This is a genomic window from Aneurinibacillus terranovensis DSM 18919, from assembly GCF_000430625.1.
GTDB lineage: Bacteria > Bacillota > Bacilli > Aneurinibacillales > Aneurinibacillaceae > Aneurinibacillus_B > Aneurinibacillus_B terranovensis.
In genome coordinates, this window is record NZ_AUMJ01000051.1 from 1 (window position 1) to 17,582 (window position 17,582).

The 17,582-nt window shown below is 41.1% G+C and carries 15 protein-coding genes and 4 pseudogenes; 12 read left to right on the forward strand and 7 right to left on the reverse strand.

Annotated features, from left to right (window positions below; all coding sequences use genetic code 11):
- The first annotated feature begins 257 nt into the window (after positions 1 to 257).
- Entirely contained in the window at positions 258 to 773 is a 516-nt protein-coding gene (locus H525_RS0109525; RefSeq protein WP_027416017.1) for a hypothetical protein, read from the forward strand.
- A 210-nt stretch (positions 774 to 983) separates the two neighbouring features.
- On the opposite strand, the gene H525_RS27235 is transcribed toward H525_RS0109525, so the two are convergent.
- Positions 984 to 1,139, reverse strand: a complete 156-nt coding sequence (locus H525_RS27235; protein WP_155837217.1) for a hypothetical protein — start codon at positions 1,137 to 1,139, stop codon at positions 984 to 986.
- 190 nt (positions 1,140 to 1,329) lie between these two features.
- Here H525_RS27235 and H525_RS0109535 point away from each other — a divergent pair, with 190 nt between their 5' ends.
- The 3 genes from H525_RS0109535 to H525_RS25510 all read left to right on the forward strand — a co-directional run bounded on the left by H525_RS0109535 (position 1,330) and on the right by H525_RS25510 (position 5,663).
- The gene (locus H525_RS0109535) at positions 1,330 to 2,154 is read left to right on the forward strand and encodes a lipoate--protein ligase family protein (protein WP_035100542.1); all 825 of its coding nucleotides are present in this window, start codon (positions 1,330 to 1,332) and stop codon (positions 2,152 to 2,154) included.
- Between the two features lie 190 nt (positions 2,155 to 2,344).
- Positions 2,345 to 4,903, forward strand: a complete 2,559-nt coding sequence (locus H525_RS0109540) for an adenosylcobalamin-dependent ribonucleoside-diphosphate reductase (protein WP_425387673.1) — start codon at positions 2,345 to 2,347, stop codon at positions 4,901 to 4,903.
- 421 nt (positions 4,904 to 5,324) lie between these two features.
- Positions 5,325 to 5,663, forward strand: a complete 339-nt coding sequence (locus H525_RS25510) for a hypothetical protein (RefSeq protein WP_051330930.1) — start codon at positions 5,325 to 5,327, stop codon at positions 5,661 to 5,663.
- A 35-nt stretch (positions 5,664 to 5,698) separates the two neighbouring features.
- On the opposite strand, the gene H525_RS23490 is transcribed toward H525_RS25510, so the two are convergent.
- Together H525_RS23490 and H525_RS0109550 are read right to left on the reverse strand one after the other, a co-directional pair.
- Positions 5,699 to 6,322: an IS3 family transposase gene (locus H525_RS23490; protein WP_342664283.1), complete on the reverse strand. Its 624-nt coding sequence runs from the start codon at positions 6,320 to 6,322 to the stop codon at positions 5,699 to 5,701.
- Between the two features lie 17 nt (positions 6,323 to 6,339).
- Positions 6,340 to 6,675 carry a transposase gene (locus H525_RS0109550; protein ID WP_027416020.1) on the reverse strand — a complete coding sequence of 112 codons (336 nt, stop codon included), beginning with the start codon at positions 6,673 to 6,675 and terminating at the stop codon, positions 6,340 to 6,342.
- Positions 6,676 to 7,127: 452 nt separating this feature from the next.
- On the opposite strand from H525_RS0109550, the gene H525_RS0109555 reads away from it, so the two are divergent.
- From H525_RS0109555 to H525_RS0109585, 7 genes are all read left to right on the forward strand, one after another.
- The gene (locus H525_RS0109555; RefSeq protein WP_027416021.1) at positions 7,128 to 9,233 is read left to right on the forward strand and encodes a BglG family transcription antiterminator; all 2,106 of its coding nucleotides are present in this window, start codon (positions 7,128 to 7,130) and stop codon (positions 9,231 to 9,233) included.
- Positions 9,233 to 10,222 carry a 6-phosphofructokinase gene (locus H525_RS23495; RefSeq protein ID WP_051330932.1) on the forward strand — a complete coding sequence of 330 codons (990 nt, stop codon included), beginning with the start codon at positions 9,233 to 9,235 and terminating at the stop codon, positions 10,220 to 10,222. The genes H525_RS0109555 and H525_RS23495 overlap by 1 nt, the downstream gene beginning before the upstream one ends.
- A 13-nt stretch (positions 10,223 to 10,235) precedes the next feature.
- Positions 10,236 to 10,544 (forward strand): PTS sugar transporter subunit IIB, encoded by a 309-nt coding sequence (locus H525_RS0109565; protein WP_027416022.1) that lies wholly within the window; start codon positions 10,236 to 10,238, stop codon positions 10,542 to 10,544.
- Between the two features lie 38 nt (positions 10,545 to 10,582).
- The gene (locus H525_RS0109570) at positions 10,583 to 11,872 is read left to right on the forward strand and encodes a PTS sugar transporter subunit IIC (RefSeq protein ID WP_027416023.1); all 1,290 of its coding nucleotides are present in this window, start codon (positions 10,583 to 10,585) and stop codon (positions 11,870 to 11,872) included.
- 32 nt (positions 11,873 to 11,904) lie between these two features.
- Positions 11,905 to 12,303 carry a hypothetical protein gene (locus H525_RS0109575; RefSeq protein ID WP_027416024.1) on the forward strand — a complete coding sequence of 133 codons (399 nt, stop codon included), beginning with the start codon at positions 11,905 to 11,907 and terminating at the stop codon, positions 12,301 to 12,303.
- Between the two features lie 32 nt (positions 12,304 to 12,335).
- Positions 12,336 to 13,202, forward strand: coding sequence for a class II fructose-bisphosphate aldolase (locus H525_RS0109580; protein ID WP_027416025.1), 867 nt, complete (start codon positions 12,336 to 12,338; stop codon positions 13,200 to 13,202).
- A 115-nt stretch (positions 13,203 to 13,317) separates the two neighbouring features.
- Positions 13,318 to 13,941: a P-loop nucleotide/nucleoside kinase family protein gene (locus tag H525_RS0109585; RefSeq protein WP_027416026.1), complete on the forward strand. Its 624-nt coding sequence runs from the start codon at positions 13,318 to 13,320 to the stop codon at positions 13,939 to 13,941.
- A gap of 212 nt (positions 13,942 to 14,153) precedes the next feature.
- On the opposite strand, the pseudogene H525_RS28510 reads toward H525_RS0109585, so the two are convergent.
- The 3 pseudogenes from H525_RS28510 to H525_RS23505 all read right to left on the reverse strand — a co-directional run.
- A pseudogene (locus H525_RS28510) lies at positions 14,154 to 14,312 on the reverse strand (IS256 family transposase); the annotation flags it as partial.
- Between the two features lie 14 nt (positions 14,313 to 14,326).
- Positions 14,327 to 15,256: pseudogene (locus tag H525_RS23500) on the reverse strand (ISL3 family transposase); the annotation flags it as partial.
- A gap of 159 nt (positions 15,257 to 15,415) precedes the next feature.
- A pseudogene (locus tag H525_RS23505) lies at positions 15,416 to 16,104 on the reverse strand (IS3 family transposase); the annotation flags it as partial.
- Positions 16,105 to 16,312: 208 nt separating this feature from the next.
- On the opposite strand from H525_RS23505, the pseudogene istA reads away from it, so the two are divergent.
- Positions 16,313 to 17,104, forward strand: a pseudogene (gene istA / locus H525_RS23515) (IS21 family transposase); the annotation flags it as partial.
- Between the two features lie 31 nt (positions 17,105 to 17,135).
- On the opposite strand, the gene H525_RS23520 reads toward istA, so the two are convergent.
- A partial coding sequence (locus H525_RS23520; RefSeq protein WP_035100562.1) for an integrase core domain-containing protein occupies positions 17,136 to 17,582 on the reverse strand: 447 nt, incomplete at its 5' end.

Consider the following 17,582-nt stretch of genomic DNA (forward strand, 5'->3'; position numbering starts at 1 on the left):
GTATAAAAATACCAAATGGACAGAACGACCTTTACTATAGTGTTTACCTTTTTGGCTTATAACTAAGGAAGATGTAAATCTGATAATTCTGTATTCATTTATGCAACACTAGTGATGATTATTATTATTATTCAGATGCAGATGAGAAACACATTTAACATTACAAAAAAAATTTAAAATTGTGCAACGAAACAGGCAAATTTCTCGTTAAGAAAGGAAGAGGAAAAATACGATAAACAAGGAAGGAGTTTTCTATTATGAATAAAAAGTCCATCGCAGTGAAAGTAAGTAAAACTCTTATATGCTGCACGGTTTTGAGTGGAATTGCCGTTGGGGGAGCCGTCCTTCCGACTCACAGTGCAGCAGCAAAACCCGCCGCCCGACAGGGACAAACCGTAAAAACAGGATTGTATAAACTGGAACTGCCAGGAGAGATTATCGTTGTAAAAGGCAGCGGGAACATGCTCGTATTTAAAAAGAGTGGGAAAACGGTCGGCGGGGTAGAGGTGCTTGGCTACTACGATAATCAAACGATGCAGAATCTCCTGCCCAACCACAGCCAGGTTATACAAAAGCGGAAAGTAACCAGGCTTATCCTTCCCGCTTCTCGCTACACACTCCGCTCTGACGCAATAAGCGGGAAGAAACAGGGGGATGAATTTCACACGTTTCTTTTAAAAAAACCTCGTGCTTATGATGTCTGGATAAAAAAAGGAGCCTTGAGCGAGGCAGAGTATGGGAAGCTGCTGAAAAGTTTTGCGCTCCTGCGGTAAGCGAAAACGTGGCTAGCGCCAAGCCGAAGGCGCTGGCGATGGCCTTAGTTGCACTTACGTAGATAAGAAAGTTATGCTTTCTTATCTACCAAAAAAAGCCGATGGCCGCCCGGAAAAAGCGACCATCGGCTCCTAAATAAAGCGTTTTGTCCAATGGTTCTTATATACCTCAATATATGCTGTGAAAACATGCGATGGCTGGCTGTCAGGTCAATGGATAAATTCTTCGGGTTCTTCCCCTTCACCATAATAAACATCGTCCGCATAGGAAACTTCCGCTAATTCTCTGCATCTTGAACAGTAAGAACGATTTTTTTCCCAGAGTACCAACTCTTCACCACAATAAATGCACCTGTCATCATTCATGTTAGTCCCTCCTTGTACTCGTGGAATGGGTTGTCTAATTCATTTACCCTCTGTCGTCTTTCGTTAAACCTAAGAGAATAAATTTTTCTAAAAAATCGGAAGAAACTTTAAGGACTCGAGAAACAAGAAGAACAGGAAGGACTATGTTACAATAGAATTTCAATCATTTCATTTATGAGGAGAAATTGACATGGAACAATGGCGTTTTATTGATTCAGGCGTTCGTTCTTCGGCCATGAATATGGCAATAGATGAAGCAATGCTCGTTTTACATAGTCAGGGGAAAACAAGACCGGCGATTCGGTTTTATACGTGGGATCCGGCAACACTCTCCATCGGATACTTCCAGAAGGTCGATAAAGAAATCAATATGGACAAAGTCAAACAGTACGGGCTTGGTTTTGTGCGCAGGGCGACAGGGGGCCGGGCCGTTCTTCATGATAAAGAGCTTACCTACAGCTTAATCGTATCGGAAAGCCACCCGGCTATGCCATCCGGTGTCACCGATGCTTATCGCGTGATTAGCCTGGGTCTGTTGGAAGGGTTTAAGGCGATTGGCCTGAACGCTGAACTTGCTGTGCCCGATGGGGATAAAACGAAATATGCTGAGCCGTCTTCGGCCGCCTGCTTTGACGCACCATCCTCGTATGAACTCATTGTCGAAGGGAAAAAAGTAGCGGGCAGCGCGCAAACGCGGCAAAAAGGGGTGATTCTTCAGCATGGATCGATCCTGCTTGATTTGGATGTGGATATGCTGTTCGACGTCATCCAAACTCCGAATGAACGGGTAAAAGAGCGTTTGAAAAGGAGTTTTCTAGACAAAGCGGTTGCGATTAACGATGTAAGAGAGAAGCTGCTTACTATAGAGGAAGCGAAAAAAGCATTTCGAGAAGGATTTGCGAAAGGTCTTCAAATAGAACTGGTGGATGATGAGTTAACGAAAGAGGAGAGAGAGTTAGCCGAGCAGCTTGTTAAAGAACGCTACGGAAATGACTCGTGGAATTTTAAACGGTAGCGGTTAAAAAAGTTTGCGGAAATGTTCCGGAAAGCTGTTATGTTATCTATATGTTGTGGTATTGTTAATTAAACACACAATATATTGACTCGATTGCCAGTTTTACTGTAGACTGAAAGAGCACTTATCAAATGTATCAAATTGGATAACATACGGTCAATCCGTATATATCCCTATTGGAGGTTGAAAGATGGAGGCAATGACAGCAAAAAAAGCAAAATCCAAGCTGGAAGGATTAAGCGAGAAAATATTTTTGGACAGGTATGCACTAAAAGATACGCATCCCGAAAATATCAAGGTTGGTGATACTGTCCTTGTTTTAACGAAAGATGATCCGAAATTCCCGAAAAAAGAAGTGGGAGTCGTTGAGGCGCACGAAGGGAACGTTCTTCACGTGAAACTGCGCAATGGTGACGTGGTAACGTCTGAGGCCGATAAAGCGCTTAAAACCATTGAGAAAACTCCGGAAGAAATGTGGGATCGGTTGGCACGCACCATCGCTTCGGTAGAAACAACGCCTGAGAAACAGCAGGAATGGACAGAGAAGTTCCGCGAACTGCTGGATGATTGGAAACTTGTGCCCGGGGGGCGGATTGCAGCCGGCGCCGGCGCCAATGATGAGTTAACTCTGTACAATTGTTATGTTGTCCCATCTCCACACGATAGCCGTGGCGGCATTATGGAAACGCTGAGCCAGATGACCGAGATTATGGCTCGCGGCGGCGGTGTTGGAATTAACCTCTCAAGCCTGCGTCCCCGCCGGGCTCCTGTCGTCGGCGTAAACGGTTCGTCCAGCGGCTCTGTATCCTGGGGCGGATTGTTCAGCTATACGACGGGATTAATTGAACAAGGCGGGAGTCGGAGGGGAGCCCTTATGCTTATGATGAATGATTATCACCCCGATCTGCTTGAGTTCATTACTGTTAAGCAAAATATGGGCATGATTACAAATGCGAACTTATCCGTATGCATCAGCAACGGGTTTATGAAAGCTGTCAAAGAAGATTTGGACTGGGAACTTAAATTCCCGGATACGACAGACCCGGACTATGATACAATCTGGGACGGCGACCTCGACAAGTGGGTGAAAGCGGGCAAAGCAGTGAAGGTATATAAAACCGTTCGTGCGCGTGATGTTTGGCATACGATTATTGAATCGGCCTGGAAGTCCGCCGAGCCTGGTATTGTCTTCATGGAATACTACAATCAGATGTCCAACAGCTGGTACTTCAACCCGATTATCTGCACAAATCCATGTGCGGAGCAAGGGCTGCCGGCGTGGGGGGTATGCAACCTGTCGTCCATTAACCTGTCGAAATTCACCAAAGACGGTGAAGTGGATTGGGACAACCTTTCGACCGCGGTCCGCTACTCGGTTCGTTTCCTTGATAACGTGGTGGATGCAACTCCGTACCACTTTCCGGAAAACGAAAAGAATCAGAAAGGCGAGCGCCGCATCGGCTTAGGTACGATGGGTCTGGCGGAAATGATGATCCACCTGAAAATCCGCTACGGCAGCCCGGAATCGCTTGAATTCCTGGACAAGTTGTATAACTTTATCGCCCGTGAATCTTACCTGGCGTCAGCGGAAATCGCGGCGGAAAAAGGAAGCTTCCCGCAGTTTGACGCCGATTTGTTCTTGCAGAGCGGATTTATGAAGCAATTTGACGATGAAGTTCGCAGCACGATTAAAAAGAAAGGCATGCGGAATGTGACCGTTCTTACACAGGCTCCTACGGGAAGCACAGGAACAATGGTCGGCACTTCTACCGGAATTGAGCCTTTCTATGCCTTTGAATTCTTCCGGCAAAGCCGCCTTGGATTTGACAAGCAGTATGTGCCGATTGCAAAAGAATGGCTGGAACAAAACCATACGGACAAGCTGCCGGATTATTTCGTGAGTGCGATGGATTTAACCGCCGAAGATCACATCCGGGTGCAGGCAGCTATCCAGAAATGGGTCGACAGCTCCATTAGTAAGACGGCGAACGCACCGGCTGACTTTACGGTGGAAGATACAAAAGCGCTGTATGAACTTGCCTTTGACCTTGGCTGTAAAGGGGTAACGATTTACCGCGACGGCAGCCGCGATGTTCAGGTTCTGACTACGAAGGATCAAGACGACAAGAAAGATAAGAAAGAAACAAAACCTGCAGAGAGCGCACAAAAAATTTCTCCTGATGTCGATCTGGATGAAGAGCCGCCTACAAAAGATTACCTTCGCCGTCCGCTCCGCTTAAAAGGTGCTACATATAAAATGAAAACACCTCTTGGCAAAGCGTACATTACGGTGAATGAAGTAGACGGTGCTCCGTTTGAAGTGATTGTAAATGTCGGGAAAGCGGGCAGTGATGTGTTTGCGATGTCCGAAGCCCTTGGCCGCGTATCCACCCTATTCCTCCGCTTCGGGGAACTTCCGGACGGAAATAAAGCGCGCCTTTTGATTAAGCATCTGAAAGGGATTGGTGGTTCCGGCGCGGTTGGCTTCGGCGTAAACCGTGTAGATTCTATCCCGGATGCGGTAGCTAAAGCAATCGAGTTTTATCTCGATGGAGATGAAGAGGATGTCATTGCATCCGCCAGCGAACTTCCCTACACACCTTCGGCTCCCCGTACCCATGATACAGATGAAGACGGCGATATTTACCGGGAAGGACTTGACCTTTGCCCTGAATGCGGAGCAGCGGCGCTTGTAGCGGAAGAAGGCTGCAAACACTGCGAATCCTGCGGCTATTCCAAGTGCAGTTAAGGTAGATAAATGAAAAATAGGATCCAGTCTGTGATTTGTCATAATTAATTGGATTTGTGTCATAATTAAATGGACAGTTTTTCACAATTAATTACATTTGTGAATTCTATTTGTTTAAATTAATAATTATGCAAATGTGGCGGATCATAAAAGAGGAGAATCAATTCGTAAAAGTCGAGAAAAACAGATCATATAAAGTGAAAGAAAAATCTTTATACTAAAATTCGAATTTTTATTCGCTATTGTAAAGTATGGGATTTTGATAAAAGTTAATAAAAATCTTCCTGTTAACAAGGCAGACATAAGATTTGCAAAGCAACAAGAGAAACGGCATCATATGATTATTCGATGGTGCCGTTTTTTTGAAAAATTATTATAGTAGAGTTTCATTAGAATTAGGATTTATATTTGGAGGATAAAAATGGTGCAGAATGCCATTCCACTAGAACAAGATTCTTCAATAGAAGAGTTGACTACTTTGGTTAGGTCGGTTACAAAGGATGAAGTTCTATTCTTACTTGAGAACAAATATAAGGTAACTGGGCTAAATAAACCTACTTTAGAGGATTTAGTTAATGTAATTGAAAGACAACAACAGTCAGTTGATATTATTCAAGATTTGGACAACATCAGAAGTTGTGCAAGGGATGCAGATGAAAAAACGTTTGTACTCGATTTTCCCCTCACTGTAAACGGTTCGCTGCGCCCAACAGTGTGCATTCATATTCGGAGTGCGAGGTGGAATTCTTTCGTGTTCTAACTTCCATTCCTTGCAAGACTCCCCAAAACGATGACTCACAAATTGTGGCCCGTTATCGAGCGAATCACTGGCTTATCTTCGGCTTTCCATTGTTTTCTTTTTATCAATGCTTGTTGCAACGCCTGGACCGCATGTTTCGCTTCACACCGCAATCCGATATGATAGTCAACAATTTGTCGATCAAATACATCCAGATAGGAGAGAATATAGAAAAATCGGTCTTCTCCTGCAACATACCCGTATTTGATGTCGACCTCCCAGAGCTGATTGGGTGCCGTAATATCTCGGTTGCGTGCCAGTTTCCGTGGGTGTTTGCTTTTTATCACGCGTTGTGGTTTCAGTATTTCGAGTTCCTTGCATAGCCGATAGACCCGTTTTTTGTTAATGACCAATTGATGCTCGTTTCGTAGCCAATGGGTTAATTTCACGTAGCCATAGGCGGATTCGTCACTTGCGATTGCTTCCATGATCCATTCTTTTGTCTGCTCATCCGAAACTTTTTTGCCCGATGTCGTCAGACAGTATCCAGGTAGTGGTCGTCCAGCACCTGATTTCGTTTTCTCTGCTTTCTCGGATTTTGGCTGTATTGAATTATAGTACGTGGATCTTGCTACCCCAACTATGCGTAATACCAGAGATACTTGATACCCGGCTTTGATCCACTTGTCTGCAACTTCTAGTTTTTCAGCAAGTGAGGGTTTTGCTTTTTTACTAAATCACGAAGAATGGCTATTTCTAAGTCTTTTTCACCCAATAACTTCTTTAACTGGTCGTTTTCTTGCCCAATCTGCTCATGTTCCTGCAGCAGTTGTTGATGCTCTATATCGGTGACACGGGTGGGACGTCCTTTGGTTGGCGGAACAGTACCTTGCTCTTTATATTCACGAACCCAACGTCCAATCACGTTAGATCCCACCTCATGCTTTCTCGCAACAATTGAGATATTTCCTGTTTCTAAGCACTCTTGAATGACTTGCATTTTAAATTCTGCAGAAAACTTTCTTCGTACCATGAAAATCCCTCCCAATATTTATTATCTTTAGATTAAGAGGTTTTGTCCATGTTAATTACGGGGCTTAAGAGGTACCCATATAGCCATAATGGTTGCCATTAAAATATTTTTTTCATCTTCATTTGGAGGGCGACTCGTGGAAGCATGGATAAACTGAAATCTCTTGCCTCTTCTGGAACAATTTTTCTAAGCTATCAATACGGAGTTTACGGATATCTACATTCACTCCTTCAAGATCATCGATATGATCAGAAATCCATTCAAAACGTTTCCATAGTGCGTTTGTTCTTTCCTCGAGATATTTTCTCAATTTTTGTCGAAGGATGTTTGACTTGTAGATTGATAAAAATTTGTTAAACGCTTACATTTTTGCGGATTGAAGTTGCAAAAAGATGTACTAAACATTTTGAATATAACAAAATACAATCAAATTAAGAAAGGAGTTAAATCCAATGAAAGAAAGGACACAACGAGTTTTTACAAGATTCTTAACAGTAAATACCTATTTAACTTGCGAAGATTTAAGTAAAGAATTCTATATTAGTGAACGTACTTTGCGAAACGAATTGGTTCTGATTAATAAATATTTGGCTGAAAATAATTATCCGACCATTACTACGACAAGAGGAAAAGGGTTGAAATTAGACCTGTCTGATAAAGATCGTGAAAAGCTGCTGGCACAAATTGGTGATGACAGGGAAACAGATTATTTTCGGCCAAATGAGCGTTTTCTTGCATTACTTTTAGATATTGTAGATACCACAAAAACTACAATTTTATATGAAATGGAAGAGAAGTTACAGGTATCGAAAAGTACGTTGGTTGAGGATATGCGAAAGCTTCGTTTGTGCTTAAAGGATTATACCATTTCTGTAGTGAGTTTACCAAAGCAGGGAATTGTATTACGTGGGTATGAACGGTCAATACGATCCATGTTGTACGACGTGATTAATAGTATGACAGATATTGATTATCTAATGGGGTATAGAGATACTGATGCAGTGATTACCTTTGCAGATAAACTTGTATTGGATTATTTAGATACGAGAGTATTAAAGGTCATTGGAGAACTTTATGATGACGTCTTGGAAAAGTCCAGAGTAGAGATTAATCATGTGTATCGTAATCAGATAATTTTATTTTTAGGTATATGGGTAAGACGAATAAAAGAAGGAAATACCCTTAGTGAATTAGCAAAAGTTAGAGCCGAGATAAAAGAAGGTCCTGTCAGAAATTTTGTTGATTCCATCTGTATGGAGTTTGGTTTATATCCATCATTAAATGAAATCAAATATATTACCTTTACAATCGAATCGTTCAATCCAAAAGATATGAATAATTCATTTGACTGGGGTACAGCACAATTATTAACCATTCAATTAATCGAGCATGTAGAGAAAGTCACCGGAATCCCTTTTTCTCAGAGAGAAGAAGATTTGTATGAAGGTTTGTATAAGCATATCACAGGGTTATTAAGCAGGGCAAAGAACGATTTACAGGTATTTAATCCGTTGAAAGACACGGTTAAGGAGTCCTATGCAGATATTTATCAGGCAGTCACTTGCTTTAGAAAGCAAATAGAGGACTACACCAAGAAACCATTATCAGAAGATGAAATCGGGTTTTTGACGATTTATTTTTCAACTTCAGCCAGTCAGATGAAGCAAGAAGAACAATATGTTTATCAAGCGGTTGTGCTTTGTAATTATGGGATTTCAACAGGAAAGCTGTTGGCTGCGAATTTGAAAGAGCAGTTCAATATAGAGATTGTAGCGGTATTAAGTTCGTATGAATTATCCTTTATTGACAAGTTGGATGTAGATTTAGTCTTTACTACAATTTCAATTGATTATCCAAAAAAACCTGTTTTATTACTTAATCCAATTTTAAGGGAAAGTGATAAGAAGGAAGTAAAAGCATTTTTACTCAAAAATAAGGATAAGAGAAGAACCGTATCCAATAAGTTAGATGCGACAAAGCTGCTGCAGGATATTCTGGCGTTGATTGTAGAAAGCGGCGGTACGGTCACGCAGGAAAGCTATCAGAAAGTAGAAGAGACTTTTAAAGAACATCATCTGAAAATTAATACAAGGGAGATACAGCCAATGTTGCAGGATATTTTGAAGGATTCAAACATTTTATTAAAGCAAGTATGTAAGGATTGGAAAGAGGCGATCACGAAAGCTGCCCAGCTTTTAGTAAAAGAAGAGGTCATTGAAGAGCGATATATAAACGCCATGATTAAGTCTGTTGAAGAATTTGGGCCTTATATAGTGGTAGGGAAGCATTTAGCATTAGCACACGCACGTCCGGAAGATGGGGTAAATAAATTAGGCATTAGTGTCATGACGTTAAAGGAACCGGTAAATTTCGGTAATCAAGATAATGATCCGGTGAAAATTGTTTTTTGTTTAGCCGCAGTGGATTCTTATTCGCATCTAAATATGATGAAAAATCTGATTGAGTTAATTAATGATGAAGAAAAATTAGATCAGTTAATTACAGCACAAGATGTGAACACATTTAATCAGGTGTTATATGGAAGTGAAGTGATGTAGTGAAAAAAGTAGCGGTTATAACAAGTGGTGGAGATTCAAGTGGTATCAATGCTGTGTTTGAGGGGATCTTGACATGTGAAGAAATTGAGTTGTGGGGGTTTCATGGCGGGTACGATGGGATATGTGAAAATGAACCATTTCGATTAACAGAGAAGATAGTAAAGGAACATATCCATACAGGAAATGCTTTAATACGCACAGCAAGATCGCAGAGGACCTTTTCAAAAGAAGGCAGAGAAGAAATTGTAAGTAAATTAAAAGAATATGAGTTTGATAGGTTAGTAGTTTGCGGCGGCGAGGGTTCAGGTAAAGGGGCTAGCCTGTTATCAAAAGAAGACATGAGTACTTTATTGATACCTATGACAATTGATAACAATATCTATGGCACAGACTATACTGTTGGCTATCATACCGCTTGTCACTATATTGCCGATGCAGTGAGGAGATTGCGGCAAACTGGAATGAATTTACCGGATCGCATTTTCATGGTGGAAACCTTTGGCGGCCATTCAGGTCAACTGGCATTAGGCGGGGCGATTGCAGGGGGTGCTGATTATGTGTTACTTCCGGAGCTGCCTATTGACATGGAGAAATTATTGCAGAGAGCGAAAGAATGTTTAGAAAAACAAGGGCAGTTTATCGTTTTAAATTGTGAATCCAATACCTTAAACGGAGACTGGATACGGGGAAAGCAAGGGGCAAGTTTTGAAATTGGAACTGAGATGGAGAAAGTCCTCAATAAGCGTGTGAGATATTCCATTTTAGGCTATACCCAGCGGGCAGGAGATGCTATAGGGGCAGATATAGTGGATGCCATCAAGTTAGGGTTAGCAGCAGCGGAAGAAATCGTAAAAGGGACTACAGACAGGATGGTAGGCCTTGTAGATGGGAAGGCCGTATTGGTTCCTTTAGAGGATGTATTTAGTAAAACAAAGGATTTAATAGCAACAAACAAATATATAGCACAAAAAATGAAAATAATTGATTAAAGGAGAGAGTGACATGAAAAAGATAAATATCTTATTTGTATGTGGAGCAGGTTTAGGAAGTAGCTTTGCTTGTCAAATGGCTGCGGAGGATGTGCTAAGTAAGTTAGGTGTAAATGCAAAGCTGGATCATAGTGATATCTCGTCCGCCTTATCAGCAAAACCGGATATTATTATCACTGCCAAGAATTTCCAATCTCAATTTGAGAAATTCTCCGTTGATCCTAAACAAACGACCATTGTTTATTTAAAAAATATTGTATCTAAACCAGAGATTGAAGAAAAAATCAGGCCGGTATTAAAGGAAAAAGGCATTATAGCTTAATTGATTAATAATAGCAGGAGAGAACTGGAGGGATAAAAATGGGCGTAATAAACTTTATTATTCAAAATATTTTGACTCAGGCATCAGTCACAATCGCTTTGATTGCTATGTCGGGATTGATTTTGCAAAAGAAATCAGTGGGGCAGGTTATTTCAGGTACGTTAAAAACAATGTTAGGTTTTCAGGTATTGTCAGCAGGTTCTAGTATTATCGTTGGCAGTTTAACCTATTTTGGTAAGATTTTTACCAAAGGCTTCCATATGCAGGGAATTATTCCTTCGATTGAAGCTATTAACGGTCAAGCAATGAATCAATTAGGTTTAGGTCGTGATATCGCATTAACTTTCTTAGCTATTTTTGTTTTTAATATCTTAATTGCGCGGTTCACGAAATGGAAATACATCTTTCTAACCGGTCAGGCTATTCTTTGGATGGCTACTATGACAACGGTGTTTGGTTACGTTGCAGGGTTACGTGGTGCTGCATTGATTTTAGTAGGTGGTTTCGTTGGCGGCGTCTTTGCAGTAGCGATGCCGGCGATTGCACAGCCATTTGTACGTAAGATTACTGGTATGGATGAAATTGCTTTAGGACATTTCTGCACCATTGGGTATGTGTTTGAAGCAGGTGTAGCCAAACTATTTGGTGAAAAGGGTGAAAAGAAAAAATCGGTTGAAGATTTGAAATTACCTTCTCAATTAGAGTTTTTACAAGACACGTATCTATCCGTCATGGTAGTTATGGTTCCTCTTTTTATCATTACGGCAGCGTTTGCAGGCGAAAAGTTTGGTTCTACATTATCTGGAAATACCAACTATATAATGTTTGCCTTCTTACAAGCTGTTCAATTCGTAGTAGGGGTGTATGTGTTATTAGCAGGGGTTCGCTTATTGCTGGGTGAAATTGTTCCGGCATTTAGAGGGATTGCCATGCGTTTGGTTCCGGATGCGGTGCCTGCGCTGGATTGTCCGGTCCTGTTTCCCTATAGTCCAAATGCCGTCATTTTAGGATTTATCACAACGACGATTGGTTCTATTATTGCCATGTTTGTATTACCTGTCTTTGGTTTAGCGATGATTTTACCAGGAATGCTGACCAACTTCTTCGCGGGTGGTTCGGCCGGGATTTTTGGCAACTTAACAGGCGGACGCCGCGGAGCGATTATTGGCGGTATTTTTCATGGCTTCTTCATAACGCTATTACCGGCACTGTTAGTCAACATTTTCACTCATATGGGATTTGTCAATGCAACAGCGACAGATGTGGATACCGTAACAGCTGCATTACTATATGCATGGATTATTGGTCCAATCTTAAAAGTATTCTAGAGTAGAGGGTGAGATAGAAGGAGGTTTACGTAATGTTTGGATTTAAAAAAAAGAAAGATAGTGAGATAAAAAAAGAAGTAACAGAAAAAGTAGTTTTAACAGAAGAACGTAAAGAAGAATTATTAAATACTATCTCTTTGAAGAAAGAAGAAGTAAATCAAGCAGACCGGGAGGCACAATCGAAACTTTATGAAGAGATTGGCTTAGCGTTTCATGAGCTTGGTGATGAAGATCAAGCTATTGATGCGTTAGAAAAAAGTATTCAGGAGAAAAAATCTGTAGGTGCTGGTTACAAGACGTTATTAAAACTATATAACAAGAAGCGTGCAGAAGCAGCAAAAGCAAATGATGATGAATTATTACAAATCTATCTAAAGAAAATGGATCAAATGATGCAGGTTTCTAAAGATGTTACGCGCGGGGTGCTTTAAAAAAGAATAGGAAAAAGGGAGAATGATAGATTATGTATACTACATTAAAGGAAGTAACACGTAAGGCCGAGGAATTGAATTATACCGTTGGGGCATTTAATGCACATAATTTAGAGATGTTACCTGATATGATACGTGCAGCGAAAGAGGAAGGGGCCCCTATTATTATTCAAACAAGTGTAGATACTGCGAAATATATTGGTCATGAAAACTTAGTTGCCGTATGTAAGTCTATGGCCACAAAAGAAATGGTAGATGTGGTTTTGCATTTGGATCATGCAAGAGATTTTGATGATATTAAAGAGGCAATCGACAAAGGGTATACATCGGTAATGTTTGATGGTTCTCATTTACCATTCAAAGAAAATATCATGAAGACATGTGCAGTAGTAGAATATGCACACAAACACGGTGTATCCGTAGAGGGGGAATTAGGGACAATTGGCGGTACTGAAGAAGGGATTCATGTAGATGATGATAAAAAGGTTTATACAAATCCAAAAGATGCCGTAGAGTTTGTTAGAGCAACTAGGGTAGATGCTTTGGCCATTGCCATCGGTACTAATCACGGTCAATATAAATCTAAAACAGAAGTTAATATACCACTATTAAAAGAAATTAAAGCGGTCGTAGATGTACCTTTAGTGATTCATGGGGGTACAGGTGTTAAAGAGAAGGATATTCATGAATTAATTGATAATGGGATTCGTAAATTTAATGTAGGTACTGAGCTGCTAGTAGCATGGACCAAAACAGCGAAAGAAACATTTGCAGAAACAAAAGAAAATAAATCCTTACGTCATAATATCATTCCATGTAATAAGGCAGTAAAAGAGATTGTAAAACATAAAATTGAAATCTTCATGAATAAAAGTGGGCATCTCAATAAAGTAATATAATGACAAAAGTACGTTGGTCTATTTTATAAGGAACATAGAAAATGATGATCATATAAGAAGAGTACGGGGAATTCCTTGTGCTCTTTCTTTATTCGCAAAATATGAGGTGAACGGTATGAATAAAGTCTTGATTTTACTAGCAGGTTTACCAGGAACAGGAAAAACATACCTGAGTACTATTATCAAGGAAAGATTAGGCGTATTTTATATGCTTTCACAGGATGAGTTGAAAGAATATTATTGTGATTTGTATGGTTATAATAATTTAGAAGAAAAGCAGGAATTAGAAAAGATCGCTTGGGCAAAATATTATGAAATAATGGAATATCAAATGCAAGCAGGAAGCAATATCCTATCTGATTACCCTTTTAGTCAGAAACAGAAACCTCATATTCAGCAATTAGTAGAAAAATATGGTTATAAGGTTGTTACGATTCGGCTTATTGCCGATTTAGATGTTTTGTTTGAGCGGCAAAAGAAGCGGGATTTGGACCCGGTAAGGCATTTGAGTCATATTGTAACTTCTTACAAAAAGGGAGATTATTTAGCTGATAGAAGTAAAGCAGATAATTTATTGACCTATGAAGAATTTATAAAAAGAAGTACAACCAGAGGATATGACACTTTTGAATTAGGAAAGTTATATGAAGTGGATGTAACCGATTTTACAAAAGTAAATTATTCTAAGTTGTTGGAGGATGTAAGACTTTGGGTTGAAAGTGATGTAAGCGTTAAATGAAGTGAACCCAGAGACTGTCAAGAATTTTGTGTAAACTCGGTTATGCCTGCCGGACTTGACATGGAGCCTCTGCGGGCATGATTTCTCGCTATTGGGCGATGCTGGAAAGTGAGCATCGCTTGACTTAGTAGCCTATCATGCCCCCCTCCATGTAAAGTCCTTTAGTGAACCTGTACACGATCTGGAAAGTGTACAGTGAGTTGCAGCAGGATTTATCCCCAGTTTTTGCACGCGTCAGGTTCATCTACGAAGAACGTCCATTGTCGCAAGGTACAGCATTTTGAGTAGTGCTTCATCGTTGTTCTCTTTGTGACTTTTCGCAACTGACGGTTGTAGCTTTCAATCATATTCGTTGTGTAAATCAATTTTCGGCCTCTTCGCTAAATTAAATGGGTAGCTGAAAATCAAGCTTTCCTAAGGTCAGATAGATCATGGTAATAAAGTTTTCAATGGTACGGTAACCTCTTGCCTTTCGTTTGGTAGATTGTATGAGGCTATTCAATCCTTCTGACAGACCATTGGTGATTTTAGATTTAAACCATTCCATGATTCCCTTTTTATGTTTCTTTATGCTTTTTGCCGCCTTTATGATGGGTTCTAATCTGGAATGTGTAGCCCAGAAGTACCATTGTTTTAGGAATGCTTCCGCATTCTCTTTTGGTTGTTTCCAGAAGTCTTGAAAGGTAAGGCGTATCTGATACGCCTTTGCGGTTTTCAAATTCAGTTTACTAAGTTGTTGGATCTGCGATTGCTGCTCCTCCGTTAAATTGGATGGATTTTTAAGCCAAACGTAACGAGAGCGTTTTAATTCGGGTCGCGATCTTTGTTCACTGCGCCTTACTTGATCGACTGCATCTCCCAGTAACTTGCTGACATGAAATTTATCAAACGTAAGGCTTGATTTTGGAAAATGCTTTTGAATCCCAGAGATAAAAGCTGGTGATAAATCAGAACAGAACTGTTCAATCGAAAGTGGATCTCCTCCGTGCGCAAGCACATCTTGCCTGAACGCATCGAGGGTATGGGGATCATTTCCAGGTGCCACGAATAGAACTTTCGATTGTTCCACATCAGTAAATACGGTTACATAGGAATGTCCCTTTGCAGCTGAAGTTTCATCTACAGCAACAGAAACGACATCTTTCATGCTGACTCTAGAACGTGCGTCATCAACGTAATAACGAATGACACGCCACAGACGTGTATCATGTTCGCCAACGATACGGGCTACTGCATTAACAGGCATCTCGCGCGCAAGCGATACAACATAAGCTTCAAATAAAAACGTAAACGAACTATTGGAACGTGCCCAAGGTGGTGTAACGGTTTTGTAAGGTGGACCCCATCGTCAAGACACGGATTTTAATAATTTAAGGTAGGTATTATGAGGTGGAACAGTAATGGTGGCAGAGGACGTAGCCCCGTAGTGAGCCTGACCAAAGGGAAGGCGAACTAGGGGAAGCCGCAGTCGAATATATTGGGGACTTGTAAAATGACTCCCCTGGTCGCTGTTAAGAATTACCGGTCTATGTTGACCTAAGGCACGTTTTACTGCTTCCAAGACGAAATCGATCTCTAAACTTTGATCCAACTCCCAGCTCACGACATAGCGTGAATACCAGTCCAAGATGGCTACAAGATACATCCAGCCTCGTTGAAGTCGAATATAGGTAATATCAATACCCCACACATGGTTGGGATAGAGGATGGCTAACCCCTTGAGCAAATAAGGATAGACTCGGTGCTGCTGATCACGTTTACTTAAGTTAGGACCGGGACAAATACCGGAGGTCCCCATTTCTCGCATATGCCGTTGAACAGCTTTTCGGTTCACCACAAATCCCTCTAGTCTTAATTGGGCTGTAATCCGTCGAGAGCCGTAGAACGGATATTGAGTGTAAATTTGATCAATCCGGTGCTTCAACGCAATTTCTTCCGGTGATGGCTCTTTAGGCTTGTAGTACAGACTCGAACGGTTTAAACCAAGGAGTTCAGCCTGCGTCTTAATCGGCAATTCGGGGTTCTCCCAATCAATTAAAGCCATCCGTTCCTCTCTAGTCATGGAGGCCAGATTTTTTTTTTGAGCCACGACAATTGCGTGGTCAGGCGGCCAATCTCAGCATAAAGATCTTCGATCTGCTTTTCGTAATTGGACTGCATTTTCTCTAGCTCTTTGCCTTCTTTAGCAAACATGCCAGGCATGTTTATTGCATAATGAAAATGGACAAAGTTGCAAATAAAATTCCCCACTTTTGCAACTAAGAATTCCCCATAATTGCAAAGAGGCCATTGCAGGCACCAAACCATAAATCATATCCTTGTAGCTGGAAATAGATATAGGCTATAAGGAGGAGAATGGAGGTTGCTTACAATGACCCAAGTACATAATATCAGGAAATTGTACTTTGAGGAAGGAAAGAGCATTTCACAGATCTCACGGGAGACCGGGCATGATCGGAAAACCGTGAGGATGTATCTTGAAAAAGAGAACTGGAATGAAGATCAACCTCAAGTACAAAAAGAGTCGGAATTCCCAAAGCTTAGCCCATTTAAGGGAGACATTGATGAATGGCTGGAGGAGGATAAAAAGGCTAAACGGAAACAGCGGCATACAGCAAAGCGAGTTTATGACAGACTGCTAGAGAAATACGGCGATCAATTTGACTGTTCCTATCGGACGGTAGCAGGATATGTGGCGCAGAGGAAAAAAGAGATCTTCGGAAAGAAAGCAGGTTACCTTCCACTAGAGCATATTCCCGGTGAAGCTCAGGCTGACTTTGGTGATGCCGAATATTACGAGAACGGAAGACTCTACAGCGGGAAATATTTAAATTTATCCTTTCCATACAGCAACAAGGGCTATTTTCAGCTCTTTAAGGGAGAAAATCAAGAATGTTTGTTTGAAGGACTTCTTGCCATTTTTGAACACATCCGTGGGGTTCCACATAGAATCTGGTTCGACAATGCAAGTACCATGGTCGTGCAAGTAATGAAACAAGACAGACGACAGTTGACCCAAGATTTTTTGAGATTTATGGAGCATTACCGGTTTGAAGCGGCCTTCTGTAATGTGAATGCCGGACATGAAAAAGGTAATGTTGAGAGGAAAGTGGGCTACCACAGAAGAAACATGCTGGTCCCCATCCCGGTGTTTGTCAATATAGTTGTCGCACCTTCTTGAAATTTAATAGAGTCTAATTGCACTGCTCCTCAGCAGTTGCCGAAATTGGCGCTTTTTCTGGATTGAGCCATACCTGATCGTCTAAACTCCAATCCCTCGTCTTCCCTGACCAGCGACTCGGATGGTTCTGCCTCGCTGTTTCGTAGACCTGTTTTCTGTGCTCAAAAATTTGTTCTGCTTGCCCCTTATGTCTTTGATTGGGTGTTAAGAAATTAAGCCCGCTGTGCCGGTGTTCGGAGTTGTACCAGTGTACAAACTGCAATACCCATTCACGCGCCTCTGACATCGATTCAAAGCCCTTTACGGGATAGTTTGGTCGATACTTACAGGTCCGAAACACAGACTCTGCATACGGGTTATCATTACTTACGCGCGGTCTACTTCTTGAGGGCGTTATGCCTAGACTGTACAGCGTTTCAAGCAGGGTAGCTCCTTTCATCGGACTGCCGTTATCCGAGTG

Coding starts and splice junctions, on each gene's coding strand:
- H525_RS0109555 (WP_027416021.1), top strand. CDS start 7,128: ATGAAAGAAAGGACACAACGAGTTTTTACAAGATTCTTAACAGTAAAT.
- H525_RS25510 (WP_051330930.1), top strand. CDS start 5,325: ATGGTGCAGAATGCCATTCCACTAGAACAAGATTCTTCAATAGAAGAG.
- H525_RS0109565 (WP_027416022.1), top strand. CDS start 10,236: ATGAAAAAGATAAATATCTTATTTGTATGTGGAGCAGGTTTAGGAAGT.
- H525_RS0109570 (WP_027416023.1), top strand. CDS start 10,583: ATGGGCGTAATAAACTTTATTATTCAAAATATTTTGACTCAGGCATCA.
- H525_RS0109535 (WP_035100542.1), top strand. CDS start 1,330: ATGGAACAATGGCGTTTTATTGATTCAGGCGTTCGTTCTTCGGCCATG.
- H525_RS0109540 (WP_425387673.1), top strand. CDS start 2,345: ATGGAGGCAATGACAGCAAAAAAAGCAAAATCCAAGCTGGAAGGATTA.
- H525_RS0109580 (WP_027416025.1), top strand. CDS start 12,336: ATGTATACTACATTAAAGGAAGTAACACGTAAGGCCGAGGAATTGAAT.
- H525_RS0109550 (WP_027416020.1), bottom strand. CDS start 6,675: ATGGTACGAAGAAAGTTTTCTGCAGAATTTAAAATGCAAGTCATTCAA.
- H525_RS0109575 (WP_027416024.1), top strand. CDS start 11,905: ATGTTTGGATTTAAAAAAAAGAAAGATAGTGAGATAAAAAAAGAAGTA.
- H525_RS0109525 (WP_027416017.1), top strand. CDS start 258: ATGAATAAAAAGTCCATCGCAGTGAAAGTAAGTAAAACTCTTATATGC.
- H525_RS0109585 (WP_027416026.1), top strand. CDS start 13,318: ATGAATAAAGTCTTGATTTTACTAGCAGGTTTACCAGGAACAGGAAAA.
- H525_RS27235 (WP_155837217.1), bottom strand. CDS start 1,139: ATGAATGATGACAGGTGCATTTATTGTGGTGAAGAGTTGGTACTCTGG.